Origin of the sequence: Streptomyces sp. NPDC059649 (assembly GCF_042734445.1) — a bacterium.
GTDB lineage: Bacteria > Actinomycetota > Actinomycetes > Streptomycetales > Streptomycetaceae > Streptomyces.
Genome location: NZ_JBHWDV010000003.1, coordinates 492,513 through 518,928 on the forward strand (window position 1 = coordinate 492,513; position 26,416 = coordinate 518,928).

Genomic DNA, 26,416 nt, shown 5'->3' on the forward strand with positions numbered 1-26,416 from the left:
GGGCCCCGGCCGGTCGGGTTCCGGCCGGGGCCCTCCCGTCGTCGGCTACGCGAAGATCAGCACGATGGTGAGGAGCACCAGGATCACGCCGACGCCGGTGCCCACCACGCAACCCAGGCTGGAGGTCAATTCGTTGAACCGGCTGCCGAACGCGGGTGGGTCCGGTGCGGCGGTGGCGGGCGCCGGAGCGGGTGGCTGCGCGGTGGCCGCCGGATGGGCGGTGGGGGAGGCCAGGTTCTTCTGGTGCACGTCCCGGACGATCTGCTGCCAGAGGTCGGGCGGCAGGTCGGGGGCGACGCCGTTCGCCGGGGCGATGATGCTGTCCCAGAGCCAGTTGCCCGCGGCGGGGTGACGGTCCCGGCACATGCGGTGCAGCAGCTCCCGCAGATCGGGCAGATAGCGCGCGTCCCTGGCCAGCGGGGCGACGGCCCAGAGATAGAGATCGGCGGCCCGGCGCGCCATGGCCGGCCGGGACACCGACTCCGTGTCCAGCCCGTTCGGCTCGAAGTACAGGCCCCTGTCGAGCACTTCGCGGCACAGCGCGTGCTGCATCTGGGACCGGCGCTCCCGCACCCGCCGGTCGTCCCCCAGCTCCTCCAGCAGCAGCCCCAGGGGTTCCGGCGGCAGCCCGCCGGAGCGCAGCACGTCCAGGAGCGCCTCGTCGGGCAGGGCGCGCAGCCGCTGCTTCAGCTGGTCGCGCTGCGGGGCGCTCCGGGGGAGGGGGTTACGCAACTCCTCGCGTACGGACGCCACTTCGCCGGCGCCGGGCACCGGGCGAGCGGTGGTGGGCGTCCGGGGGGCGGGGGGCGGCGGCCCGTGCACGGCGGGTGGCTCGTGCACGGCGGGTGGCTCGTGCACGGTGGACGGTGGGTGGGGGGTGGGCGCTGTTGGGGGTGGCGACTCCCGGACCGGGGGCGCTTCCCGGACCGGGGGCGCTTCCCGTACCGCTGGCTTCTCCAGGGCCGGGGGTGGCGTTTCCCGGTCCCGGACCGGGGGGACTTCCCGGTCCCGGACCGGCGGGGCTTCCCGGTCCCGGACCGGCGGGGCTTCCCGGGTTGGCGGGGCTTCCCGGACCGGCGTGGCTTCCCGGACCGGCGGGGCTTCCCGAACTGGCGGTGTCTCCTGCACGGGCGCCGGCACCTGCATCGGCGGCGGCATCTGCGTTGACGACGGCGCCTGCGTCGGCGGAGGCACGCGCGTCGGTGCAGGGGCAGGTGCAGGGGTGGGCACGGGGCCCGGCGGCGGGCCGGGGTCCGGCTGGGGGACGTTGGCCGGCGGGCGGGGGCCCAGCGGCCGGTCGGTGCTCAGGGCGTCCTTGAGCAGGGCCTGGCGCCGCGGCCAGTCCAGCGTCGCGCCGTTCCGCAGCCCGTCGACGAGCTGCGGCAGGCCGGGGCTGTCCGGCAGATGTGCCAGGAGGTGCTCGACCAGCCGGTTCGCGGCCTTGTGCTCGAACTGCGGCTGGGCCGGCTTGCGGACCATGACCCGGGCCAGCGGGCCCGGCCCGCCGGCGTCCGGTTCCCAGCGCGGTACGCACATCAGCCGCAGCGGATGGCTGTCGACCGTGTCGTACGTGGCGAACGTCCACTCGTGCCCCAGCCAGGAGCCGAAGAGCAGGAACAGGCCCAGGTAGACCAGCGGTGCGGCGTCCCGGCCCGGCCGGCCGGCCGGTTCCTCCTCTTCGACGAGGAGCGAGATCCGCTGGGACGGGTCGCGCAGCCACTCCGCGGTGACCAGGATCAGCGGGTGCTGGACCGTCGGCAGCCGCTCCGCCATCTCCGGCAGCCACCGGCAGGCCAGCGCGTCGAGCTCCGCGCACTCCACCGGCCGCAGCTGCCCGGTTGCCTGTTCGGCGGATTCCCGGGGGCTCCAGCCGCCGTACGCGAGGCCGAGGCTCTGACGGGTCTTCAGCGTCCCCGGCCGCCCGATCAGGACGTGGCTGACCGTGCTGGGGCGGCCGCCGCGGTCGGTGGTGGGCCAGCGCTGGACGAGCATCACATCGCCGTCGCGGGAGACCGTACGGACGACGCTCGGCCGCGGCGCGGCCGCACCGGAGACCCACAGCAACGGGCCCAGTTCCCGGCCCAGTTCCTCGGCGCGCTCGGGTGGGCAGGAGTGGGCGACGGCCTTCATGCCGGTGCCCTGGCGCCCCTGGTTGCCGTCCCAGCGGAAGACCACCTGGTGCACCGAGTCCACGGCCCCACCGCCGCCCGGCGGGCCCGTGAGGCCCGGTCCGCCCGCGGGGGCCGGTCCGCCCCCGTAGGCCGGTCCGCCCGGGAAGCCCGGCCCTTCCGCGGAGGCCGGTCCGCCCCCGTAGGCCGGTCCGCCGGTGCCGGTGGCCGGTGCCCGGTGCGGCGGTCTCCGCTCCGTGAAGTCGCTCACTCCGCTTCCTCTCCCCCTGATCCGCTGACTTCCGGCGGCGCCGCCGCCGGCCGCGCGGCCGCCGTCCCGACGGCGAACGCCTCGGCGCCGCCCGGCACTTCGATCACCCCGTGCATCGCCAGCAGCGACACCAACGGCGCCAGCACCCGCCGGGGGACCACCCCGGTCGGATAGCGGCCGTGGTCCTCCTGGCCACCGGTGGCCGACGCGACGTGCAGGGTGCACCGGCGGATCGCGTCGAACGGGCGCAGCCACGCCTGGCCGGCGTGCCGGCGCAGCAGGCCGTAGACGTCCCGGCTCTCCTCGCGCACCCGCGCCGGGTCGAGGGCGGTGGGCGGTGCCTCGCCCAGCCACCGGTCGACGGGCGGCTGGAACCGCAGCAGGTCGGCCTTGCCGAGCACCATCGCGGCCGCCACGTCCAGATACGGGCCGTTCTTCGGCAGCCGGTCCAGGACCGTGCCGAAGGCGAGATCACCGTCCCGGTTGACCTCCAGGCCCCAGCGTTCCCTGGCGTGGTCCAGATGCGGCAGCGGAAGCGCCAGCGCCGGGTCGACGACGAAGACCAGCGCGTCGACCCCGAGGAGGAAGCGGAGCGCGGCATCGGTCCGTACCAGGTCCTCGCCGCCGAGGTCGAAGAAGGCGACCGGTCGCACGTGCCTGCCGGCGTCGGTGATCAGCAGCGATTCCACGAAGCGGGCGAAGCCGTCCAGCCCGATCCCGCCGGTGTGGTCGAGGACCTTGCCGTTGCGCAGCGGCTGCACCCGTTCCCGGACGAACCGGGCGTGCTGCTCGGGGTTGACGGACTGCCACTTCAGGCCGAACGGCTCCAGGCCGCCGTCGGTGATCTCGGCGATCATCTGGGTCAGCAGATGGCTCTTGCCGGTGGAGGACTGGCCGACCATCGCGACGGTCAGCGGACGGCCGTAGCTGAGGTAGGGCACCGGGATGAAGTGCTCGGGGAATTCCGGGTCCGCGGTGCACTTCTGGACCGCGGACCGCATCACGTCCTGCCGCCGCAGGGCGTTGGTGATGCCCTTGACGTCCAGCTGCTGGTACTGCATCCGGCTGTCGGTGACGTACAGCGCGGTGAGGTCGAGCTGGATGGGCTCCAGGCAGTACGGGCAGAGCACCTCACCGCTGCCCCGCCCGGCGCCGCCGACGTCCCGGGGTTCGGCGGCGGGGGCCTGGCGTTTGAGGCGTAGCGCCTGGTCGAACGCCTCCCGGTCCGGGCGGCTCTCGTCGCCGGCGGGCGCGGTGAGCGTGAGCTGCCGGGCCGCCCCCGGGGCCAGGAGGTCGAGCAGCCCGGCCGGCGTGGGGCGGTCGGCGGCCCGTGGGGCGAAGGCGCCGCGCAGCGTCTCGGCGAGCACCCGGTGCGCGGCGAGGTCGTCGGGTGCCCGGTCGGCCGGGCCGGGCCGGCCGGTCACCAGCTGGTAGAGCACCTGGGCGGCGCTCCACACCGCGTCCCGGGAGTCCACGAACCCCTCTGCCCGGCGCTGTTCGGGCGGGCAGTAGGGGGCCCGGCCCCACCGGGTCCGCGGCCGCCCGACGCGGGCCACCCCCTCCAGACCCCAGAGCTGCACCGAGGTGCCGTCCCAGAGCACGGTGCCCGGCGAGATGCCGCGCAGCACCAGGCCCTGGCCGTCCAGCAGGCACAGCGCCCGCAGCAGGTCCCGGGCGAAGACCCGCTGGTCGCTGGCGGACATCACATGGGTCCGGGCGGCGGCGGTGCCGCGCGGCGCGGCGTACAACAGAAACGGCTCGGCGGTGTCGAGTTCGTAGCCGATGATCTGCGGGAAGAGCGCCGCGTGCTCCGGGTCGTCGAGCACCCGGTGCAGCTGCAGCGCGGTGCCCGCCTCGGCGTCCAGCAGGGCCCGGGCCGCCGGGTTCGCCGCGTCGGCGGCGGTCAGCCGGACCTGGACGCACTGCTGGCCCTCGTCGTCGAGCATGCCGTTGCGGATGCGCTGCGGGAGCTGCGGATCGCGGCGGGACTCGCGGCCGAAGCGGACCGGGGCGACCCGGCGCCGCCCCGAGGGGACGGTGAAGGCGAGCGTGGCCCGCCGGGTACTGTCCGGCTGCACCACGTGCGGGTGCGAGGTGCTGGTCACCAGACGTCGCCGTCCCTTCCTTCGTACGCATCGACCTGGGGGGACCTGCCGGAGCCGCCGAACCCGTCGGGACCGTCGAAGCCGTGGCGGCCGTCGGTGCCGTCGGGGCCGGGGCTCTCGCGGGGCCGGACGGTGTCGACCACGCCCATCCGCAGCGGGGTGAGCCGGATCAGGCCGGCGTAACGGCCCGAGGACGTCCACAGGGCGTCGGCCGGCTGGCCGGTGCCGCCGGTCCGCCAGGTCTTCTCGACCTCGCCGCGCACCGCCTCCGGCCCGAATCTGATCCAGACCGCGGCCGCCGGATCGCGGTTGAGCAGCGTGCCCTGCTCCGGCGAGGACAGCTGCACCACGGCCCGCCGGTCGGCCTCCGCGCCCACCAGTTCGGCCACCCGCTGCGGGTCGGTCCCCAGGAGGTTCGCCGAGGACGGACGGACCCGGCGGTCGGCGGCGAACGGGGGTGCGGCCAGCACGCCGTTGCGCCGGAGGTGCCGGCGGGCCGCCGAGAGCAGCTCGCGGACCCGTTGCTCGGTGCGGTGGACGGCGAGCGCGCCGGCCTGGCCGCGTTCGACGGCGCCCCAGTACGGCGCCATCGCGACCATGGCGGCGTCCGTCAGGTCCCCGGCCAGGGTGGCGACCAGTTCCGGCCCGCCCTCGCCGCTCTCCCGGTCCAGCCAGCGCGGAGCACCGGCGGTGCGGTCCTCCCACGGATCGGCGGGACCGGCGGGCTCCTGCTCCTCGGCCGGGCCGGCGGCTCCGCCCCAGGAGGGCTCGTCGTCCCAGGCGTAGGCGCTGGCCCAGTCGTTGTCCGCGTCGTCGGCCACCGTGAAGGTGCCCGTCTCCAGGGTCGAGGTGCTGGACAGCCAGTCGTCCACGGCGGGTTCGGTGCCGGACGTGCCGGGGCCGGCCGGCCGTTCGGGCTCGGGGGCCGCCTCGGCGTCCGCGGCGTCCGCGGTCGCCCGGAGCATGCCGGCGACGGACCGGGCCGCGTCGGCGCAGTACAGCCGTTCGTCGGCGGCCCAGTGCTCCCGGACCGCCTCGGCCAGCAGCGCGTCCAGCTCGGCCAGTGCCCGGCGCAGCGCGAGGGTGCCCTGGTCGGCGCCCCAGGCGTCGGCCGCGGTGTGCCACAGCCGGCGCGCGGTCTCCACCGCGGTGCCGACGCCCACCAGCGCCGCGGCGGTGCTCAGCCACAGTGGCGGGTCGGTCGCGTACGCCAGCACCACCCCGGCCGCCGCGCCGACGGCCGCCGCGATCCGGGGGCCCACGATCCATCGGCCGGGCTGCCGTGCGCCCCGCAGCCGGGTCGCGCCGAGCACCGCCAGGCCCACGAAGACCAGCGGGACCAGCAGCGCCAGGGGCAGGAACGGCCACTGCCACAGCGCGCCGAGCAGTCCCGCCCCGCCCGCCGCCGCCACCGCGGCCGGATGGACCGGCAGCGGGCCCGCCGCCCCGGACCGGGCCGCCGCGTCGGCGCTTGGGAGGTCGGCGAGCCGCGGCAGCAGTGCCGAACCCGGCACCGGCTCCACCCGCCCGGCCAGCGCGGTGAACCGCCGGGCCACCGCGCGCAGCGCCAGCCCCTGCCCCAGCAGCTTCCCGGCGAACTCCCGCAGCCCCTCACCGATCCGCTCGCCCACGCCGTCGGCCGAGGGCACCCGCAGACCGAGCGCCGTGAGCCGGTCGGCGGTCTCGGCGGAGGACGGTGCGGAGCCCGAACCGCCGCCGCCGTGCAGGGCGCTCGCGACCAGGTCGCGGTAGTCGGCGAGGGCCTGGTGCGCCCGGTCGAGCTCGGCCTCGAACGTGCCCCGGTGGACCGGTCGTAGCAGGCCGAAGACGGTCCGCAGCCCGGCCAGCTCCTCCTCCGCGTCGTCCAGCGCCCTCGTACACCCCTGGTACGCGATGTCCGCCGCCCCGCCGGTCTCGCGGTGCCGCAGGTCGCGGCCGCCGCGGCCGGCCACCAGGCCGCGCAGCGGCTCCGGCAGATCGGCGCCGGACCGGGTGGCCGGCAACTCCGGTGCGTGGTCGGTGTCCTCGCCGGCGAACCGGGTGAGCGCATCGCGCCAGGCCCGGTCCCGCACCTCGGGCGGCAGGTCCTGTTCCAGCAGCCGTACCCCGGGCGCCGCGACGGTGTCGGGCAGCGCGCCGAGGTCGTCGAGCACCCGCTGGAAGACGTCCGGCACCGACAGCAGGTCCACCAGGACCGCCAGCGCCGCCGGGTCGTCGGGCGCGGGCTGCTCCAGGGCGGTGCGGGCGGAGCGCAGATCGCCCGCCCACAGCAGCGCGGTGCCGGAGCCGCGCAGCACCGCGGGCCGCACCAGCCGCCGGTCCGGCGGCAGCACTTCCTCGTCGCCGGCGTACACGGCCGGTGCGCTGCCGACCAGCAGCACCAGCATCCGGACCTCGCCCAACGCCCGGTAGGCGGCGAGGAGTTCGTACTGCTTCTGGTGCTCGGTCAGGCCCGCGGGGGTGTCCACCACCAGGAACAGCGGGTGGTCGGGCTCGGGCAGTCCGGCCCGGCCCAGCTGCCGGGCGACCGCGGACCGTACGGCCGCGGCGGTGTCGAGCTGTCCCGCCTGTGTCCGCAGGTCCAGGTGGACGACGGCGGTGGCCTCCTCCGTCGTGCTCACTCCGCATCACCGTCCCAGGGGTTGCGGCGTGCACGGTCCCGGCCGCCGTCGTCGGCGTCGCCGTACGAGCGGTCCTCCCGGGCGTCGTCGTCCCAGGGCGCCCACGGCCGGTCGTCGCCGACGGAGTGCGAGTGCCCGTTGACCCGGTCGCGGTCGCGGTCGCGGCCCTGACCCGGGTCGCGGTCCCGTTCCTGGTCCCGGTCGCGGTCCCGGTCCTCATCCCGGTCGCGGTCCCCGCCCCGGTCCTGGCCCCTGTCGCGATGCCGTTCCTGGTCCCGTTCGCGGTCGCGGGTGGCGTACGCGTCCTCGCCGTACGCGTCCCCGCCGTACGCGTCGTCGTCCCGGTACGCCCCGCCCGAGGACCGTGGCGCGGTGCCCCAGTCGTCGTCCTCGGGCTCCCGGCGCCGGGGCTCCGGAGCCCCCTTGCGGGCCCGCGGCTCCGGCGTGCCGCCGCGGACGTGCTCCAACAGGGTGCGCAGGGTCGGCTGGATGGCGCGCTGGTCCCCGAACTCGGTGTCCAGCGCGGCCGGCAGGGTCTCCGCCCAGAACTCCCACAGCGGCCGCACCCAGCCCTCGACCCGCTCCCCGCCGCGCTCCCGGCGGTCCGCCAGCAGCCTCAGCTGCTCCGGCGCGATCTTCTCGACCAGCTCGACGAAGAGCGGATGCGGCTCGCTGCCGCTCCGGGCCAGCCCCAGCGGCTGGGTCCCCATCAGCTCGCGGCAGTAGTCCTCGACGATCCGCTCGTCGTCGAGGACGGTCCAGCGCTCGTACGAGCGGAGCAGCTCCGCCCAGCTCGACACCCCGCCGGGGAAGTCGCCCAGCCGCAGCCGGACCCCGGGTACGTTCTCGCCCTTCTCGGGGAACAGCCGCAGCCGCACCCGCTCCGGCGAGGACGAATCGCCGTCCACCACGTCCACCTGGCCGTTCCACATGCAGCACAGCAACCGGTGCAGGATGGCGCGGCGGTCCTCCTCGCAGCTCACCATCCAGCTGTCCCGGTACCCGAGCCGCTGCCGCCACCGCAGCACGTCCTGCGCCTGCTCGCTGTCCTTCGCCCGGGCCCACTGGCGCAGCACCTTGCGGGCCTCCGGCACCTGGGTGAGGCTCATCTCGCTGCGGAACAGCACCACCGTGATCGAGTCGCTCTCCACGCCCCGGTACTCCACCGAGTTCTTCGCGTCGGAGGGCAGCCGCAGCGCCTTGCCGAGGAACTCCTGCACCTCCTCCACGGCCTGGACGCGCGGGTACGTCACCAGCACCCGCAGCGGACCGGTGCCTTCCGGGGTGAAGCCCACCGGCAGCAGCCCGGTCAGCTTGCGGCCGAACAGCTCCAGCGCCTCCTTGCTGACCTGCTCGGTGGCGTCCGCATCGCCCGCCGCGGCGGCCAGCAGGGTGCTCATCGGCGGCAGCAGCGGCCGCTCCTCCAGGTGTTCGCCGCTCTCCGCGAACAGCCGGGTGATCCGGCCCTCCAACTGGGCCTTGACGGCGGCCACCGCACCGTCCGGGTTGCGGCGGCTCTGGGCGTGGACCGCGCGCCAGGTGTCCCCGTCGATCATCTTGAGCAGCAGCGCGGCCTCGTCGTCGTGCTCGCGCAGGCCCTCGCGGCGGACCAGCCGGGTGACCAGGTCCTCGTAGAAGTGGTTGAGGGTGCGCTGCGGCGGCAGCAGGTACGAGATGCCGGTGCGGTCCTCGTAGAGTTCGAGGCCCTTCTGGGCGGAGACCTTCCGCTCCTGCTCGGAGTGCTTGCGGAAGGCGTTCACCAGCCGGCCGAGGTCGGTGCCGGCCGCGTCCGCCTGCGGCTGCCAGCGCTGCTGCTGCTCCCGCCACGCCTCGTGCCAGACGATCCGGCTGCGCCACTGGTACCAGGCGTCCTGCGCCCGGAGGGCCGCCTGCACGTCGTCGTCGCCCCAGCGGGCCGGGGACATACCGGCCAGCCGGCCCTTGATCCGCGGCGTCTTGGGCGGCTGGTCGGTCATCCCCGCCGGGCGCTGGGGGGCGACCGCGCGGCTGTTGAGCATGCCCAGGAACCCGAGACGGGCGATCGGCTCGTCGCTGTCCGGGACCCCGCGCACCACGCGTTCGGCGAGGAACGGGTCGACGGTCTGCAGGAGTTTGTCGATGGCGGGGCGCGGCGAGAACCGGTCGGCCATCGAGGCGGCCTGGCGGTCGGCGGCGGACTGCAGATCGGCCAGCAGCCGCTGCATGTCCGCGATCCGCTCGCCCAGTGCCAGCTCGATGGCCCGGCTGCCGCGCGGCAGCGGCTCGGGATCCGATACCTGCAACTGCCGCCGTTCCCACAGCTCTTCGAGGCCGGAGTCGGCGAACAGCTGCCGGATCATCGGCACCGCGCCGTCCCGCAGCGTGGTGCGCGGCCGCTCGACGAGGTCGGTGACCGCCTCCCGCAGCAGCCGGCCGGCCACCAGGTCGGCCAGCTGGTCCATCGGCGCGGTCATGGAGGCCACCAGGCTGGTGGAGACGCCCTGCCGGCCGATGCCGGTGGGGGACATCGCGCTGCGGTGCACGCCCCGGTTGATGAAGCTCGCGGCGAAGGTCTGGTAGTCGTCGTCGGCCGCGGTCGTCCGGCCCCGGGACCGGCCGTCGCCCAGTTCGGTGCCGATCAGCGACATGACCAGGGAGACGATGGAGCGGCGCAGGTCGTCCTGGCGGATGCCGGCGGTCGGGCTGAACAGGAAGGCGGTGGGCAGGATGCCGGTCCGCAACCGGATCGGGGTGGTGCCGGGGTAGCGGATGCCGAGGCCGGAGGCGTCGTGGTCCAGGTCGCCGATCTCCGCGCCCTCGGTCGGCGCGTTCTGCCCGTCCACCAGCCGGAACAGGTCGACCAGTGCGCGGGCCGCGTTGAGTTCCGCCTCCCGCCCGCCGCCGGCGGCCGAGGAGAACGAGGACGGCATCACGACCAGCGGATAGATCTTCACCCCGTCGAACCGGCGCATCTTGAACGCCTGGTTGATCAGGTGCAGATAGTCCAGGAAGATCCCGGCGCCGGTGCCGCCGGCCACCGAGAAGGCGACGAACACATCGCAGCCGTTGACCTTGCCGCCGCCCAGTTCGGCCAGTTCACCGGCGGACTTGGCGATCGCGTCGATCGCCTGGAGCAGCGGCTCCAGTACGGGGGCGAGGCTGTGCCGCAGGGTGGCGAACAGGGCGGCCCGGCCGACGGTGGGCAGCTGGCCGGCGCCGTTGTGGAGCGGGGTGACCTTCGGCTCGTCGATGCGCGGCGGCAGCCAGTCGGCGACCTCCTCGCGCAGGCTCGCCCGGAGCATCTTGGTCACTTCCGGCGAACTGTCGAAGTTCGGCAGCAGGTTGTGGGTGGCCCGCGAGGTACGGGCGTACGCGGCCCGCAGGGACGGGTCCACGTTGAACTGCGGCAGGCGCTGGAGGTCGGTCTCGCTGTAGTCGGCGTACACGAACTGCAGGCAGTCGGGCAGCTGGTAGGGGGCGTGGCCGCTCAGATGGCTGAGCGCGACGCCGTCCGGACCGCACAGCTCGGCCCGCAGCCGGCGCTCCAGTTCGGCGCCGACCAGGCCACCGGTGCCGCCCAGGCCGACGAAGAGCATCGGCTGGAAGATTTTCATGGGTTCCTCCCGTTGCGGCCGTACCGGCGGCCGGTCGTTCGATCTGTGCGGGGCGCGCGGCACGGCGGCCGCGGGACGGTGTGCCGGGGCGGGCCGGTGCGCGACCGGCCCGCCCCGCGCGTCACCGGTACGACTCGAAGGCGCTGGTGCTGCCGCCGTCCTCGGCGGCGGCCGTCGGGGGAGTGGTGGAGGTCGTGCCGGTCCGTGACCGGAAGCCCCCACCGGTCCGGTTGCGGCGGGACTTCGGGGAGCGGGTCTCCTCGCCCAGGGAGAGGCTCAGCCCGTCGCCCAGCGGGACGGTGCCGTCCGTTTTCAGGCGGGTCCGCCCGGCGCCCCGCTCGCGCACCCACGCGCCGCCCTCGGGGTTGCGCTGGATCGCGTACCGGCCGTGGGTGCGCCGCTCGATGCGCGGGCTGCGGAGCGGTTCGACGACCGCGAACTCGTACCACTGCTTGTGCCCGTGCCCGGCCGGGTGCGTGGCGACCACGTCGCCTTCCTCGGAGACCAGTTGCAGCACCAGGCCGTACGGGTCCCGGCGGCTGCGCCGCTGCCGCAGCCAGGCGAGGACCACGGCGACGACCGCGGCGATCACCGCGACGCCGATGAGGAACGCCCACCAGTACGCGTCCCAGATGCCGGGCTCGGGCGTGACCGTCACCGACAGCGGGGACCGCATCAGCGTCCGGTGGTGGTCGGTGGTGTCGACGGCGGTGACGGTGCCGCCGAGCTTCAGTCCGTCGTCGTCGAGGCGGTCGCCGAAGGCGGCGGCCGGGCCGAGGCGGACCGTCACCGGCCTGGTCACGGAGTCACCGGGCTTCAGTTCGAGCTCGGCCGGGCTCACCGTCACCAGCCCCGGCTGGAGGTCGGCGACCGACAGCCGCAGGGTGTGCGGGGCCTTGCCGGTGTTGTGCACGACCAGGGTGCCGGTGACCTCGTCGCCGGGGTGGGCGTCCGCGGCCGGCAGCCGCAGGCTGCCGGTCACCGGCAGTACGTCCGGCGCGACCAGGCCGCTCTCGCTGCGGGTGTCCGCGCTCAGCCCGGAGGCGGTCAGCGTGCCGCTCACCTTCAAGGCCCCGTCGGCGCTCCGCGGGATCGTCACGGAACCGGTGAACGAGCCGTCGCTCGCCGTGCGGTCGGGCCCCTTGCCGTCGTCGGTGAGCCGCACCGGCAGCGCGGCGAAGCCGTCGCCGGTCAGCTCGCTGCGGACCCGCAGGCCCGCGTAGTCCCGGGGGTCCTTGATCTGGTAGCCCTCGCGGGTCTGCAGCCGCATGGTCACCGTGGCCTTCTGGCCGGCCTGCGGCGACGGCGGGTCCATGGTGATCGCGCCGCGCAGCTCGCCCTGCCACAGCACGCTGACGCCGACCGGCAGCGAGCGGTGCCCCTCGGGCGCCTCGGCCTTGACCCGCCATCGTCCGGGCACCGGGTCGACGATCTTCAGCGCCTCGACGGTGTCTCCGGCGCCCGCCAGCTCGAAGTGCGACTTGTGGTACGTCCCCGAGGTGGGCACCTGGTGGCCGTTGGGGTCGATGTACGTGATCGTCACCTTGGGGTCGCTCTTGTCGACCACGATGCTGCCCACGGTCGCCAGCGGTGAGATGCCGACCTCCAGGGTGGCCGGCGGCAGTTTGGGGCTGGTGCCCTCTTCGTAGCGCAGGCAGTGCGCCGCGGCGAAGATCTTCTCCAGCTTCGGACCGAGGTCCTTGGCACCGGAGACCTTGTCGGCCTTCGGGCTGGCGGAGGGCAGTTCCACACAGCCCTTCTGGTAGCCGCCGGCGGCCATCCGGTCGAGCTGCTCCTTGTCCGGGTCGGGCCCGAAGCCCAGCGGCCAGATCTGCACCCCCTGCGCCCGGGCGTTCTTCAGCTCCAGGTCCAGCTGCCGCTCGCCCTCGTCCTTGCGGTGCGCGGGATCGCCGTACTGGGGGCTGCCGGTGACGTCCATCTGCCCGTCGGTGAGCAGGAACAGCACCCGCGGCACCGACGGGTCGGTGGCGGAGCTCAGTTCGTGCACGCCCTGGCGTATCGCGCTCGGGAAGTCGGTGCCGGTGCCCTCGCTCTTCTTGCGGCCGCGCAGCTTGCCGACGCATCCGCCGATCGACTCCCGCCCGGCCGCGTCCAGCGTGGTCCGCGCGCACACCGGGTCCACCGCGCGCTGGTCGCCGGACTCGGCGGCGGCGAAACCGAAGACCGTGACGTGGGACGCCGAGGAGACGTCACCCAGCGCGATCCGGGCGGCGGCGGCCTTCTCCGCATTCATGTCCTCGGGCGCCAGACTGGCCGACTCGTCCACCGCCACCGCGTAGTTGACCGATGTGAAGGCCGGTTTCGACGCGGCCGCCGGCACCGGATCGTGGGCGGCGGGCGCCAGCAGGGATATCAGCGCCGCGGCGCCGCCCAGCACACGGACCGCGCCACGCCGCGCCCAGCCCCTTCCGTTCCGCCGTCTTCCCCTCGCTGTTCCCACGGCCGTCCCCTTATTTCGTTTCTGCGTCGTGTGCTTGGTGGTGCACCGCCGGCGGCGGCGCCGGGCCGGCCGCCGGTCAGCGCGCGGTCAGGCTCCAGGCCAGGGCCAGCGCCGCCGCAGGGGCCAGCGCGCCCACCGCCCAGCGGATGGCCCGGTATTTGGCGGACAGGATCGAGCTGACGTCCACGGCCTGGATGAGCAGCCACCCGGCCGGGTCCCGGCCGGCCGCGGCGATCTCGGCGGCGAGGCGGGGCAGATCGTGGGGGGCCAGCAGATCGCCGAAGTACGTCACCCCGTCCTGGGTGCGGAGCGTGCCGGTACGGGGCATCAGCGCCCGGACCAGCGCGGCCACCGCGACCGCCCAGAGCAGCCCGGCGGCGACCAGCGTGAGGTCGGCCGGGCCGCGCCAGTCGGGCGCGCCGTGCCACCCGATCAGGAACGCCGGCAGCGCCAGCGCCCCCGAGAGCAGCACGGCCGCCTTGGAGTCGGCCCGTCCGAGGTCCTCCCGGACCGTGTTCAGCAGCCGTTCGGCGATGCGTTCCCCCGCCCGGTCGTGGCCGTGCCGACCCCCGTCCGGCACCGGCACGACCGGGTCGGGGGAGTCCGTCGTCCCCCCGGCCGCCGTCCCCCCGTCGGCCGTCATCAGTCCTCCTCCGCCCAGGACCATCCGTCGTCGCGGCTGCGCCGGCGGCGGCGCGGCTCGGGTTCGACGACCACCGGACCGTCGTCCGCCGGGTCGTCCTTGGTCAGGTGCGACGGGCGCCCGGACCGGGACGGCGGCTCGTCCGAGACCCAGTCCGGGGTGAACGGTTCGGACCGGCCGGGATCGGAGGTGCCCGGGCCCAGTTGCGGGGTGTCCCGGCGGGCGGGCAGCGAGCCGATGGGGCCCTGGACGCGGTGCCGGCCCCGGTTGAGGAGCTCCAGCGCCTGGGTCTCCACATCGGTGGAGTGGATCTGGCCGCTGTCGACCATGTCGAAGAGCCGGTCGATGCGCTCCTTCTCGTCGGCCCGGCCCTCCTGGCGGATCTTCTCCAGGAAGTCCTTGGCCGCCTCGGGCTCGGCCGCCAGCATGTAGCTGAGCTGGTCCAGTTCGCCGCCCTGCAGCATGGCCCGGAACGTGCCCTGGTGGACCCGGGTCAGCTCCGCCGAGGCGTGCGCGTCCCGGATGTCGTCCATGTGATGGATCGTCCGGTCGTCCACCCGCAGCCGTACGTACAGCCGCACCCGCAGGCCCAGATCGGCGCCCAGGTCGTCCCAGCGCCCGCCGGCGCAGCTCCGGGTGATGGCGCGGTCGGCCTGTTCGGCCTGGTTCACCGGGAACTCCGCGGAGACCTCCCGCAGCCGCTCCAGCGTCGGCGCGGTGAGCCGCTGCGCGACATCGGTCACCACTTCGGTGGCGGCCAGATGGGGATCGCTCACCGTCCAGTGGATCTCCACCTCGGCCTTGAAGAACGTGGTGCCCCCCGCGGCCGGCAGCTCCAGCTGGAGCGTGGTGACGAACGTGCCGAGGGCGATCTCGCAGATGGTGTGCGGCCGGGCCAGTGCCCGTTTGTCGTGGTGCTGGACGCCGCGGACGGTGGCCACGCTGTAGCCGCCGTTGCGGTAGAACAGCACCGACGCGGTCCGTGCGCTCGTGTGCCGGAACGGGCCGGTCGGCGCGTACTCCCGCAGGAACGGCCCCGCGGGCCCCGGGCCGGCCGCTCCGCCCCCGTCCCCCGCCACGCCCTGGTCGTCAGCCATGCGTTTCCTCCTGGTGCCTCTCACCCGTCCGGTCCCGCGGCGGGACGGCGAGCCACCACAAGGAGCGCGCCTGCGCGTCGGGGAGCGGATTGTCCGGATCCTTCATCATTCGGCGCAGCAGCCAGTCCAGCCGCCGCCGGTCGTGCTCCTCGGTCGCCAGCGCGGGCAGCAGTGCCGCCAGGCCCGGCCGGGTCCACTCCGTGCCGCCCTTGCGCACGGCCGTGCGCAGCAGGGCCTCCAGCGCGTCCATGGCGACCTCCTGCGACCGCGCGGTGTTCAGCGCGGTCCACATCAAGTCGGCCATCGCGCCGATGAGTTCGGGGCGCGCGACGGCGAGCGCGAGCGGCAGTGGCCAGTCCCCGCGGTCCCCGAGCCCGGAGTCGGGCTCGGCGGCCAGCACCTCGTCGACCTTGGTCACCGCGAGCCGGACCGTGGTCACCAGACCGAGGTCCTGGTACGGCTCGCGCCGGTGGTGCGTCCACTCCGCCATCCGCCGCAGCACCGCCGCCGCGTCCGGCAGCGCCAGCAGCCGGACGACGTTGAACGAGGCGACCGCCAGCTGCTCCCCGTCGTCCCGGACCCCGATCCGGGCCAGGGCGTCGAGGGTGTCGTCCGTGGTGGCCGCGGCGTTGCCGTAGCCCAGCGCCATCGCCGCGGTCCAGCGCAGCGACTTCGTCCCGTACCGGCTCCAGTCGTCGACCAGCCGCCGCACCGCCTTGCGGTGTGAGGCGTGCCCGGCCGCCTGGTCCATCGTGGTGGCCGCGAAGATCCGCCGGCGCGGGGTGCCCGCCTCGGCGAGCGGCCGGATCAGCTCCGCGTAACCGTGGTCGAAGTCCCGTACGCACAGCTCCCCGGCGGCCACCGCGGCGCGCATCCACACCTGGGGGCGGGGATCGTCGGCCAGCAGCCGCAGCCAGCGCACCACCGGGCCGCGGACCGGGAAGTGCCGGTCCCAGACCTCGCTCAGCACCGCACCGGGCAGCGCCGCCCCCCGGTACCAGATCAGCTGGGCCGGCACCTCGGTACCGGCCACCTCGACCTCACCGTCGGTCAGTTCGGCCCGGGACAGCGCCAGGTCGGACTCCGGGTCGTCGCAGAACAGCGGCCGGGCCGGGGTCTGGTCCGGATCGCTCTGGACGGACAGTTCCCAGGTCAGCAGGTGTGCGGCGGAGGCCACCGCGCTGCGCGAGGCGCCGCCGAGGACGGCCAGCGCGATCCGGAACGCCACCGGGTGGAACAGCGCCGCCGTCCCCGGCCGCCGCGCCGGGCTCCCGTCCGCGGCCGGCGGCGGCGCGGCCAGCGCCCGGTCCACCCCGGCGAACCACTCGTGGGCCTGGTCCGCCGCGAGGCTCCGGCAGCCGGCCAGCAGCTCGTCGTAGGAGACCTCGTCCAGCAGGTGCCCGGCCAGCAGCGAGGCGAGGAGTTCGGCCTCGGCGGGGCGCAGATCGTTCAGCCCGACCGCGTCCTTGAACTCCGCCTGCTCCACCAACTCCTCGGCCCGGTCGAGGAGTTCGGCCACGCGCGCACCGCCGTCCGGCCCGTCGTCCCCGGCCGCCGCGACATGCTCCGCCAGCCGCTCCCGCAGCCGGGCGGTGCGGAGTTCCTGCCAGGGGACGGGCGGGCAGAGCATCCCGTACCGCCCGGCCAGCAGCGGATTCGCGGCCGATCCGACGGTCACGACGATCACCGCGAACGACTCGCGTTCGTCCAGCGCCGCGGCCAGCCCGTCCAGGTCCATCGCGTCCGGCGGCAGCGCACCGGGCCGGCCGAGCGACAGCTCCAGCAGATAGCCGGTGCCGTGCCGCTCCTCCAGCGACCCGGCCAGCTTCGGTACGCCGCCGTCCGTCTCGATGTCCACCCGCAGCACCCGCGGCCCGGCCCCGGACTCCTCACCCGGGCCGCCCCCGGTGAGGGCGGTGACCTCGTCGAGGAGGGCGAGCGCGGTGCTGGTGCGGCCGGTGCCGGGCGCCGCGCCGAGCACCAGCAGCCGGCGGGCCCGCAGCGCCTTGCGCAGCCGTAAGTACCCCTCCGGTGCCACGTGCACCTGCCGGAGCCGGCGCAGTTCCTCGTCCGGTACCGGGCCGCTGCGCATCCGCGCCCCGGCCTGCCGGGCGTCCATCCGGAGGTGGATGTCCCCGATGTGGGCGCTTTGGATGTACGAACGGTCGAAGCTGTTCAGGTCCCGCCCGGTGTCGAACAGCATCCGGGTGGCGCGGCGGGCCCGCGACGCGGCGGCGAGATCGGTCGGCCCGTCCTCGCTCTCCTCCCCGGCGAGCGGATTGCCGGTGTGCTCCTTGAACCGCCCCGCGGCGCGCTCCCGTTCGCGTTCCCGCTCCGCGGCCTCGCTGTCGGCGGCGTCCCCGCCGTCCCCCTTGTCGTCCGCCCCGCGTGCCCGGTCGTCACCGTCCTTGCCCCGGGCCCGCTGCTCGCCCTCCGGGGACGGCCCGCCGGCGGCCTTCGGCGCCTCGGGCTCGGCCGCGCCCCCCGCCTGCTCTTCCTCGGCCACGTGCCTCAGCCCCTCCGCCGCTCGGCGTCACCGGTGATCCGCCCGATGTGCACGCCCTGCTGGTAGACGTTGTCGTGGTGCCGGGACATGTCGCCCCGGACCAGATACCGGTCACCGCCGGAACCGCGGCCCCGCTCGTCCCCGTCGCGGTCCTCGTCGCGGTCTTGGTCCTCGTCCCCGCCGCCGGCCTCGTCGTCCCAGTCGTCCCCGTCGTCCGAGCGGTCCTGGTCGTCCACGCCGGCGACCCCGGCCCCGGCCCCGCCCCCCGCGCCCCCGGTGTCCCGCAGGCCGCGGGTCCGTCCCTGCCCCGGATCGAGACCGTCCGGTATCACCGGTGCCTCCCGCCCGGGAAGGTGGAACCACGCGGTGACCTCGCCCTCCTTGAGCGCCAGCCGGGCCCGGGAGTAGCGCGTCGGCTCGATGAACTTGCCGCCGCTGCGGACCACGTCCTCGTACAGCGACTCGGACACCACCAGCACGAGATCGGCCCGCTCGGCGTCCAGCAGCTGCCGCCCGACGGGGGAGTCGGCCAGCCGGCAGGCGAGGTCGACCGCGCGCCCGCTGATCCCCCGGCCGTCGCGCCGTACCGGGCCGACGTGCATGCCCACCCGCAGCCCCAGGGGGACCCGCAGGCCGCGGTTCTCGTCCCGCAGGTTCTCGTGCACCTCGACCATCCACAGGCCGAGCAGCCGGGTCACCGCGATCCGGCCGGCCACCGACAGCAGTACGCCGTCGCCGCGGTCCTCCATGTGGACCGCGTCCCTGGCCACCTTGGCGTGGCCGAACGCCGCCTCCAGGACCCGGTAGATCCGGGCGCGCATCCGCGGCTTCTCCACGTCGTCGTACTCCCCGGAACGCCGGGCGTCGACGCTGATCACCAACTCGTAGTGCGCCTCCGCGACATCCCTCGCGCCGTCGTCCACCCCGAGCCCCCTGTCATGCCGTTCCGTGCGGTTGCCGTCCCCATCAGCTTCCGGCCCGGGACCGGGGCCGTCTGTAGCCGTTTACACACGCCGGGCGTGCGCTCTGCCCGTCAGCTCCGCGCCCCTGCCCCGCCGTCCGTCGTCGCCGCGCTCCTTCGCCGTGCTCGTGCCTGCCGCACTCATTCCTGATGGCCCTCGGCGAGGAGGGTGAGCAGTGCGGGGTCGAGGATCTCCACCATCCGGTTGCCGGTGCGCACGACGTTCTGCTTGCGCAGCAGCCGCAGGGCCTTGGCGACGGCTTCGCGGGTGGCCCCCACGGTGGCGGCCAGTTCGTCCTGGGCCAGGTGGACGACGGACCCGGGTCTGGACCGGCCGGGTACGGACGGGGTGTAGGGGCCGGCCGGTTCGACCTGGGACAACTCGCTGAGCCGGGCGGCCAGTCGCTGCAGGACGGTGAGCGAGGCGAGCGCGGACCGCTCCTGGTCGGCGCTGCGGAGCCGGAAGGTGAGTTGACGGATCACCAGTCCGCTGACCCTGGGGTGCAGGGCGAGGAAGCGACGGAACGCGTCGCCGGAGATGACCTGGGCCTCGATCGGCCCGAGGGCGCGTACGGTGGCGCTGCGGGGATGATTGTCCAACGCGGCCATTTCCCCGAGGAGTTCACCTGGGCCGCGCAGGCCGAGTATCAGCCGGGTGGCACCCCGGTCCGTGGCCACCGAAACGGTCACCCATCCCCGCAGGATGATCATGACGTGGCTGGACCGGTCTCCCTCCGTCAGGAGGTGGGCGTCGGCCGGATAGCGCTTCCGGCTTCCGAGAGCCATCACGCTCTCGTTCTCCTGGGCCGTCAGAGCCCGCGCAAAAGCCAGCTCGTCGCCGAGCAGCCCCATGGCCACTCCCCCCACGGCAGTCCGTATGGCCGGTTTTTCGTAGGCGTTGATGGTCGCAGAGTGACGCTTTGGGGCGAGTGAATTACGCCACACCCCGCATACTCAGCAGTACTTCCCGAACTCCCAGGTAAAACGCCCCGCCCCGGTCCGTCCCCACGGTCCACCGACCTCCCCATCCAGCCAGTAATGCGCACCTCTCGGCCAATGACCCGGAGGTCAGGCACCCCGGCCACCCGAGGTGCGCCCGCCGCTCGTAATTGGCCAGAACTCAGGTTTCCGCCAACGGATCGGTAATTCCATTCCACGTAAGAGGAGTCACTCCTTCCTCCCCACCACCACCGTCGATCTCGAAAACCCCCGAGTTTCCGCACTTCACCGCCCCTGTCCGGGCTCCGCCCACTAGGGTTCCCCGCATATGGCGAGTATGTGACGTAGCGCACACGCCGTACAGGGGGCCGCCGGGATTCGGTCCCGGCATGGCCGTACGCAATCTGGGGGCCATATGCACAAGATGCTGAAGGGCGCGAATGTCGGCTTGTCGGCGCTCAGCGAGAACGTCAGTTCTGTACTGATGCGCTTGGGGTGGAGCAGCACTTCTGGGGAGGGTGATGCAGATGTTTCCGTGCTTCTCCTGAATGAGCACGGCAAGGTGCGCAGCGACGCCGACTTCTACTTCTACAACCACCCCGTCGCCCCGGACGGCAGCGTTCAACTCCTGGGCAAAACGCCGGCCGGGGACGGCAACGAGGACCGCATCAGTTTCGACCTGGAGGCGATTCCACCGGAGATCGAGCGGGTGGTCGTGGCCGCGAGCCGCTATGGCGGCGCCCGGTTCGGGGACCTCAACGACCTGCACCTGACGCTGGCCGACGGTGCGGGCGAGAACGTGCTCCAGTTCACCGCCGAAGACGCCGGGGAGGTGAGCGCGTTCCTCTTCGGCGAGCTCTACCGGCGGGCCGGCGCATGGAAGTTCCGCGCCATCGGGCAGGGCTACGCCTCCGGCCTCGCCGGTCTCGCCACGGACTTCGGGGTGAACATCGAGGACGACGAGGGGGCGGACGACGCGGGGGAGGGCGACGCGGGGGAGGACGAGGCGGTCGGGAGCGAGGCGGGGCAGGACGAGGCGGTCTTGGGCGAGGCGGTCTTGGGCGACGCGGCCGCGGAGGCCGCGCCTGTGCCGTCCCCACGGCAGCCCGGGGGCGGGCCCGCGGCGGTGGCGGTCGAGGCGCCCGCCCCGCCCGAGGGGAAGAAGACCACCCGCCCCCGCACGGCCCGCAAGAAGATCACCCTTCCCCAGCAGCCGAAGAAACCGCTCGCCGAGAACGACGCCTGGCGGGCGGCCCGGCTCTTCCCCGTCTCGGCCCTCAGGAGCGACCGGGAACGCGAAGTGCGGGCGACCTCCGTGCTGTTGGCCGTCCTGGCCCAGGTACCGGAGTTCGGCCGGCGCCTCACGGCGGCCTTCGGCGCACCCGCCGGCCGGACGGAGACGTTCACCGAGGTGCTGCTGCCGCACGGTGACACTCCCAAGCGCCCGGACGGGGTGATCCGGGTGGAGCGTGCCGGCAAGCTGTGGACCGCGCTGATCGAGACGAAGACGAACGGGCACCCGCTCAAGGCGGAGCAGGTACAGGCGTATCTGGACATCGCCGCCCGGCGCGGTTACGAGGCGGTGATCACGCTGACCAACGACGTGGCGCTGGAAGGCAGCCCGCTGGTCGAGGTGAAGACGGACGGCCGGCGCAAACACAAGGTCGCCCTGTGGCACCTGTCCTGGGCGGAAGTGGCGCACCAGGCACAGATGTTGATCCACCACGAGGGCGTCGGCAACGCCGCCCATGCGTGGCTGCTCCAGGAACTGCTGCACTACCTCCAGCACGAGAACTCGGGTTGCCACGGCTTCCAGAACATGGGCTCCGCCTGGGTGCCGGTACGCAACGCCATCGATGACGAGACGCTGTGCCAGGGGGATCCGCGCACCGTCGACGTGGTCGAGAGCTGGGAGCGGCTGGTCCGGCAGGTCTGTCTGCGGCTGGGCGGGGAACTCGGCCGGAAGGTCCTGCCCGTTCAGCGCGCCCGGCGCGGCACCGATCCCCGGGCCCGTCGGGCCGCGCTGGCCGACCAGTTGTGTGCCGAGGGACGGCTGCACGCCGAACTGCGCATCGAGGACACCCCGGGCACCCTCGCGCTCGCCGCGGATCTGCGCACCGGCAAGCTGCGCACGTCGATCGAGGTGGCGGCGCCCGAGCAGGGGTACCCGCTCACCCGGGCCAAGCGGTTGATCCGCCGGCTCGCGGCGGCGCCGGCGGATCTGCACGTCGAAACCCTGGTCGACGGCCCCGGGACGGGCCCGCGCGGGACCCTGGAACGGCTGCGGCCAGAGCCCGCCGACCTCCTCCCGAAGGACGGTGCGCAGATCACCGGCTTCCGCCTGTCGCTGTTCACCGGTATGGGCAGTGGCCGCGGTAATGCCGAGTCGGGTTTCATCCGCAGCGTCGACAATGCCGTGGACCGATTCCACACCGACGTCATCGCCCACCTCGACCGGGGAACGCCGCGCCGGGTGTAACGCGGCATGCCCCGGCGGGAATTCGACTCAGAGGCGGCGTCTCTGCGCCGCGATCCCATGGCCCAGCAGAAGGCTTTTCCCCGGGCACCTCGACCTCCGGGCAGCGCGCCGGTGCGCCGCCCGGATCCCCGTCGTCACACCGGTGCGCCGCCGGCGCCCTCGTCACGCCCGGTGCCCACGCCCTACGGGCGGAACGGCTGCACGGCCGTCGACCCGTCGCTGACGTGCAGGATGGCGTCCGCCGCTGCGAGGCTCGCCCGGTCGAGCGGGAAGTAGCCCTGCTGTGGGGTGGTATCGGTCCGCGGGCCGGCGGGAGGTGCCGTGGTGGCAGCGGTGACCGTACCGGCCGCGGCCAGCCCCCAGCCGGTGATACGACTCTGCAGGGACGCCTCGTAGGTATCCGCCGCCGGCTCCCGAAGCCCGAGAACGTCGCTGCTGCCCAGGCTGCCGAGGACGACGGTGTACCGCTCGTCCAACAGGCACCCCATGATGGCCCCGGCGGAGTACCAGGTGAGGTCCCACTCCCCCATCCGCATGGTGCTCCGGTTCCGCTGCAGATGGAGGTTGTTGGCGAAGGCCAGGGTCGGTCCCCGTCGGGCCTCGATGGTCCGGACATCGAGGAGGTTCTGGGCCATGAGGACGTCCCGGGTGGCGAGCAGCCCGGAGATCCGGGCACTGTCGTCGATGCGCTGCGCCGACTGCTTGTGGTAGCGCAGCAGGCCCAGACCGGCCGTGAGGTGTGTCTTGGCCCGGAACCACTCGGCATGTGACGTTGCCGCGATCAGCTCCGGGGCGCGCGCATGGAGCGAGGTGAGCATGTCGTCCGCGATCACCCGGAGCTTCTCGGCCTCGGCCGTGTCCCCGACCGACATCGCCGGGTCCAAGATCGCCTCGGCACGGCTCCACCGTTCGTCCTCCCCGGCGAGGCCGGCGAGGTCGAGGTCGACGGCGCGATCCCTGTCGGGGCCGAGTGCCAGGTAGTCGCGGGCGTACTCGAGATAGCGCCGCGGGCTGGGTGCGCTGGTGTTCTCCATCTCGGCGTCGATGCCGTGGAAGGCCAGGCGCTCCTCCGCCGGTCGGTCCTCGTTGTACTCGCGCATCCAGGCGACGAGTTGCCTGTTGGCGAGCACCTCTCCGAAGCCGGTCGAGAAGCCCTCGCGCATCACCGCGTCGAGGGTTCCGGCTCCCCCCTGGACGAAGTCGTTCACGCACAGCGCCGTCACCCGGTCGATCTCCAGGGCGATCGACCGGAAGCCGTGGCCGGCCAGCTGACTGAACAGTTCGTTGCGGATCCGCCCGAAGGCGGGCTCCAGGTGCGTCGGCTCACCGAGAGCCAACAGCTCACATGACGTACTCACGAAGTCTCGAATGTCCTGACTCATGAGCCTCAATCGTATCCTTGAAAGCTCGGTTGAGACTTTGCACGCTCCAGCCGACCAACTGCCCGACAGTCAGAGGCCCATCGCGCGATCATCGCCGTCCAAAGTCTCAAACAGGAGATAACCATGCGCCCGTCCGACCTCGCACGCGAGCACGGCATCTCGACCCAGGCGGTCCGCAACTACGAACGGGACGGCTTCCTCCCGCCCGCGGAGCGCACGCCCAGCGGTTACCGCCTCTACACCGAGGTGCACGCGGCGGCCCTCCGCGCCTTCCTCTCCCTCATCCCGGCCTACGGGCACGCGGCCGGCGGCCAGATCATGAACGCACTGCACCGCGACGACCTCAACGACGCCCTGCTGATCATCGACCGTGGCCACCACCAGTTGCTCCGCGACCGGGAGACCCTCGACGCCGTGCGGGAAGCGGTGGATCATCTGACGGCCGAGTGGGAGGCCACCACGGCTCCCTCCACCACCCCCGCCACCCGCACCATCGGCGAACTCGCCCACCAGCTCCGCGTCACCCCGGCGACCCTGCGCAACTGGGAGGACGCCGGCATCCTCACCCCCGCCCGCGACCCGGCCACCGGACACCGCAGCTACCGCGCGGCCGACATCCGCGACGCCGAATTCGCCCACCTCCTCAGGCGCGGCGGCTACCTGTTGGACCACATCGCCACCGTGGTCCAACAGGTCCGCACGGCCGGCGACACCGAGACCCTGTCCGCCGCCCTGGACGACTGGCAACACAAACTCACCACCCAGGGCCTCGCCATGCTCCACGCGTCCACGCAGCTCAGCCACTATCTGACCTTGCGCAACCGCACCGCGGCATAGGCGGGTTCACCGAGGGGTCATCCATTCGCCCCCGGTCCTCAGGGCCACTCGACCCGTCGGGCGAAATGCACCCACACCACCAGCGCCATGAGCACCGCGACCGCCCCGCCGCAGGTCATGACCGCCGAAGCGGACGTACGGTCCACCACCACGCCCCCGATCAGCGAGCCGAGCGAAATGGTGGCCTGGAAGGACGCGGTGAACAGCACCGACGCGGCCTCCGTGGTGTGCGGGGCGGAGCGGGTGAACCAGGCCTGGGACGAGACGGGGACGGCGCCGTACGCGGTGCCCCACACGAGCAGCAGCGCGACCGCGCCGAGCGGCCGGTGGCCGAGGACGGGCAGCAGCAGGGTCGCGGCGGCAAGCAGGCAGGCGGCCGCACCGAACGTGGCGTGCGGACGGCGGGTGACGGCCGCGCCGCCCAGGAAATTGCCGAGGACGCCGGCGGCCCCGTACGCCAGCAGGAAGAGGGTGATCGTGCCCGGGCCGACCTGGGTGACCTGTCGCAGGAACGGCGTCACGTAGGTGTACGCGCCGAAGTGGGCGAGGACGATCAGGAACGTCGTCAGCAGCGCGATGCAGGTGTGGCCGCTGCGGCACATCGCCCGCAGGACCGAGAGCCGGGTGATCCGGACCGCGGGCAGCGGGGGCAGCAGGAGCTGCAACAGGGCGAACACCACCGCGGTCAGGACCCCCATGGTGAGGAATGCCGCGCGCCAGCCGGCGAGTTCGCCCAGGAACGTGCCGGCGGGGACACCGAGTACGGAGCCCAGCGGCACCGCGGAGAAGATCACCGCGGTCGCACGGCGGGCCGATTCCGGCCGGACGAGGCGGTCGGCCAGACCGGCGCCGATGGACCAGAAGCCGCCGATGGTGATGCCGACCAGGACGCGGGAGACCAGGACGGGCCAGTAGACCGGCGCGAGTGCGGCGAGGACGTTCGCCAGGGCGAGGAGCAGGGTGAGCGCGCCGAGCATCAGACGGCGGTCGAGGCGGGCGGTGGCCACGGTGACGGTGGGGGCGGCGACGGCTGCCAGTAATCCGGGGACGGTCATCATCAGCCCGGCCGTACCGTCCGAGACGTGGAAGTCGGCCCCGATGTCCGTGAGGAGGCCGATGGGCAGGATCTCCGTGGTGACGATGCAGAAGATGCCCAGCGTGACGGCGAGGACGGCGCACCAGCCGAGGCGCGGCGAGCGGGCCGGGCCGGGTGCGGCCGTCGGTGGGGCGAGTGCGGGGGCAGCAGACATGGCGGGTCCCTGAACGGTGGGGAAGGACGGTTCCGCCCACCAGTCCAGCAGGGGCGTCCGGCCAGGTCCGGCAGGTATTCGACCTGGTAGTGGGCCACCGATCGGACCGGGCACAGGATGTCGGGTGCGGCCGGGTGCGGCCGGGTGCGATCTTCCTCACGTGAGGTGCGTAAGGGAAGGAGACCGAGGTGCTGGAGCGGCTGAACGAGGCCCTGGAACACATCGAGTCGCATCTTGATCAGCGGATCGAGGTGGCCGAGCTGGCGCGGATCGCGGTGACGTCGGAGTACCACTTCCGCCGGCTGTTCTCCGCGCTGGCGGGGATCTCGCTGTCGGAGTACATCCGGCGCAGACGGCTCACCGTCGCGGGGGCCGAGGTCCTCGCGGGGGAGCGGACGCTGCTGGAGGTCGCGGTGCGCTACGGCTACGGCTCGGGGGAGGCGTTCGCGCGGGCGTTCCGGACGGTGCACGGCATCGGCCCGGGCGAGGCCCGGCGGACCGGTGCGGCGCTGCACTCCCAGCCCCGGATGTCCTTCCGCCTGATCGTCGAAGGGAGCAGCAGCATGCGGTACCGGGTTGTGGAGAAGGAGGAGTTCCGTGTCGTCGGCAAGAAGGCCCGGGTCCCGCTGGTCCATGTCGGGGTGAATCCGGCGATCGCGGAGTTCATCCGCGGCATCGACCAGGAGACGATACGCCGCATCACCGCGCTGTCGGACCAGCAGCCGGAGGGGATCGTCTCGGTCAGCGACGACCTCGACCCGAGCCGGGCGGAGGGAACCGAACTCGACTACTACCACGGTGTGGTGACCGGGGCCGACGCGCCGGACGACCTGGACGCGCTCACCGTCCCGGCGGGGGCGTGGGCCGTCTTCGAGAACTCCGGGCCGTTCCCGCAGGCGCTGCAGTACCTGTGGCGGGACGTGTTCACACAGTGGTTCCCGTCCAACCCGTACCAGAGCAGGCCGGGACCCGAGATCCTGCGCACCCGCCTGTCGTCGGACGCGACGCAGGCGGACGCGGAGTTGTGGATCCCCGTGGAGCGGACCGCGGTCTGAGCGGGCGGGTGGGCGCTGCCGTCAGCCGCGGCCCGTGAAGCGCTGCCCGACCCCGAGCCGGCGCAGGTCGGCGAGGACCTTGGGGTCCTGGGCGTCGAGCCAGTCGCA

General features: G+C 73.8%; 15 protein-coding genes. 3 read left to right on the forward strand and 12 right to left on the reverse strand.

The window, feature by feature from the left end; genetic code table 11:
- Positions 1-45: 45 nt before the first annotated feature.
- The 10 genes from ACFV1J_RS08035 to ACFV1J_RS08080 all read right to left on the reverse strand — a co-directional run bounded on the left by ACFV1J_RS08035 (position 46) and on the right by ACFV1J_RS08080 (position 19,218).
- Positions 46-2,379, reverse strand: a complete 2,334-nt coding sequence (locus ACFV1J_RS08035; protein WP_385856401.1) for a hypothetical protein — start codon at positions 2,377-2,379, stop codon at positions 46-48.
- Positions 2,376-4,484: a hypothetical protein gene (locus tag ACFV1J_RS08040; RefSeq protein WP_385856402.1), complete on the reverse strand. Its 2,109-nt coding sequence runs from the start codon at positions 4,482-4,484 to the stop codon at positions 2,376-2,378. Before ACFV1J_RS08040 ends, ACFV1J_RS08035 begins: the two co-directional genes overlap by 4 nt.
- Positions 4,481-7,105 (reverse strand): hypothetical protein, encoded by a 2,625-nt coding sequence (locus ACFV1J_RS08045; RefSeq protein ID WP_385856403.1) that lies wholly within the window; start codon positions 7,103-7,105, stop codon positions 4,481-4,483. Before ACFV1J_RS08045 ends, ACFV1J_RS08040 begins: the two co-directional genes overlap by 4 nt.
- The gene (locus tag ACFV1J_RS08050; protein WP_385856404.1) at positions 7,102-10,698 is read right to left on the reverse strand and encodes a tubulin-like doman-containing protein; all 3,597 of its coding nucleotides are present in this window, start codon (positions 10,696-10,698) and stop codon (positions 7,102-7,104) included. Before ACFV1J_RS08050 ends, ACFV1J_RS08045 begins: the two co-directional genes overlap by 4 nt.
- Before the next feature lie 121 nt (positions 10,699-10,819).
- Positions 10,820-13,096 (reverse strand): choice-of-anchor X domain-containing protein, encoded by a 2,277-nt coding sequence (locus ACFV1J_RS08055; protein WP_385856405.1) that lies wholly within the window; start codon positions 13,094-13,096, stop codon positions 10,820-10,822.
- 139 nt (positions 13,097-13,235) lie between these two features.
- Complete coding sequence (locus tag ACFV1J_RS08060) at positions 13,236-13,802, reverse strand: Pycsar system effector family protein (protein WP_385856406.1); 567 nt, start codon at positions 13,800-13,802, stop codon at positions 13,236-13,238.
- Positions 13,802-14,899 (reverse strand): hypothetical protein, encoded by a 1,098-nt coding sequence (locus tag ACFV1J_RS08065; RefSeq protein WP_385856407.1) that lies wholly within the window; start codon positions 14,897-14,899, stop codon positions 13,802-13,804. The genes ACFV1J_RS08060 and ACFV1J_RS08065 overlap by 1 nt, the downstream gene beginning before the upstream one ends.
- On the reverse strand, positions 14,892-17,405 hold the full coding sequence (locus ACFV1J_RS08070; protein ID WP_385856408.1) for a hypothetical protein: 2,514 nt from the start codon (positions 17,403-17,405) through the stop codon (positions 14,892-14,894). Before ACFV1J_RS08070 ends, ACFV1J_RS08065 begins: the two co-directional genes overlap by 8 nt.
- Positions 17,406-17,410: 5 nt before the next feature.
- Positions 17,411-18,328 carry a hypothetical protein gene (locus ACFV1J_RS08075; RefSeq protein ID WP_385856410.1) on the reverse strand — a complete coding sequence of 306 codons (918 nt, stop codon included), beginning with the start codon at positions 18,326-18,328 and terminating at the stop codon, positions 17,411-17,413.
- 179 nt (positions 18,329-18,507) lie between these two features.
- Positions 18,508-19,218, reverse strand: a complete 711-nt coding sequence (locus ACFV1J_RS08080; RefSeq protein ID WP_385856411.1) for a Crp/Fnr family transcriptional regulator — start codon at positions 19,216-19,218, stop codon at positions 18,508-18,510.
- 502 nt (positions 19,219-19,720) lie between these two features.
- On the opposite strand from ACFV1J_RS08080, the gene ACFV1J_RS08085 reads away from it, so the two are divergent.
- Entirely contained in the window at positions 19,721-21,784 is a 2,064-nt protein-coding gene (locus ACFV1J_RS08085; RefSeq protein ID WP_385856412.1) for a TerD family protein, read from the forward strand.
- Positions 21,785-21,966: 182 nt separating this feature from the next.
- On the opposite strand, the gene ACFV1J_RS08090 is transcribed toward ACFV1J_RS08085, so the two are convergent.
- Positions 21,967-23,166 (reverse strand): erythromycin esterase family protein, encoded by a 1,200-nt coding sequence (locus tag ACFV1J_RS08090; protein ID WP_385856413.1) that lies wholly within the window; start codon positions 23,164-23,166, stop codon positions 21,967-21,969.
- A 123-nt stretch (positions 23,167-23,289) separates the two neighbouring features.
- Between ACFV1J_RS08090 and ACFV1J_RS08095 the strand changes: the two genes are divergently transcribed.
- Complete coding sequence (locus ACFV1J_RS08095; protein ID WP_385856414.1) at positions 23,290-24,003, forward strand: TioE family transcriptional regulator; 714 nt, start codon at positions 23,290-23,292, stop codon at positions 24,001-24,003.
- 38 nt (positions 24,004-24,041) lie between these two features.
- Here the strand turns inward: ACFV1J_RS08095 and ACFV1J_RS08100 are convergent, their stop codons facing one another.
- Entirely contained in the window at positions 24,042-25,253 is a 1,212-nt protein-coding gene (locus ACFV1J_RS08100; protein WP_385856415.1) for an MFS transporter, read from the reverse strand.
- A 188-nt stretch (positions 25,254-25,441) separates the two neighbouring features.
- Between ACFV1J_RS08100 and ACFV1J_RS08105 the strand changes: the two genes are divergently transcribed.
- The gene (locus ACFV1J_RS08105) at positions 25,442-26,308 is read left to right on the forward strand and encodes a GyrI-like domain-containing protein (RefSeq protein WP_385856416.1); all 867 of its coding nucleotides are present in this window, start codon (positions 25,442-25,444) and stop codon (positions 26,306-26,308) included.
- Positions 26,309-26,416 lie beyond the last annotated feature (108 nt).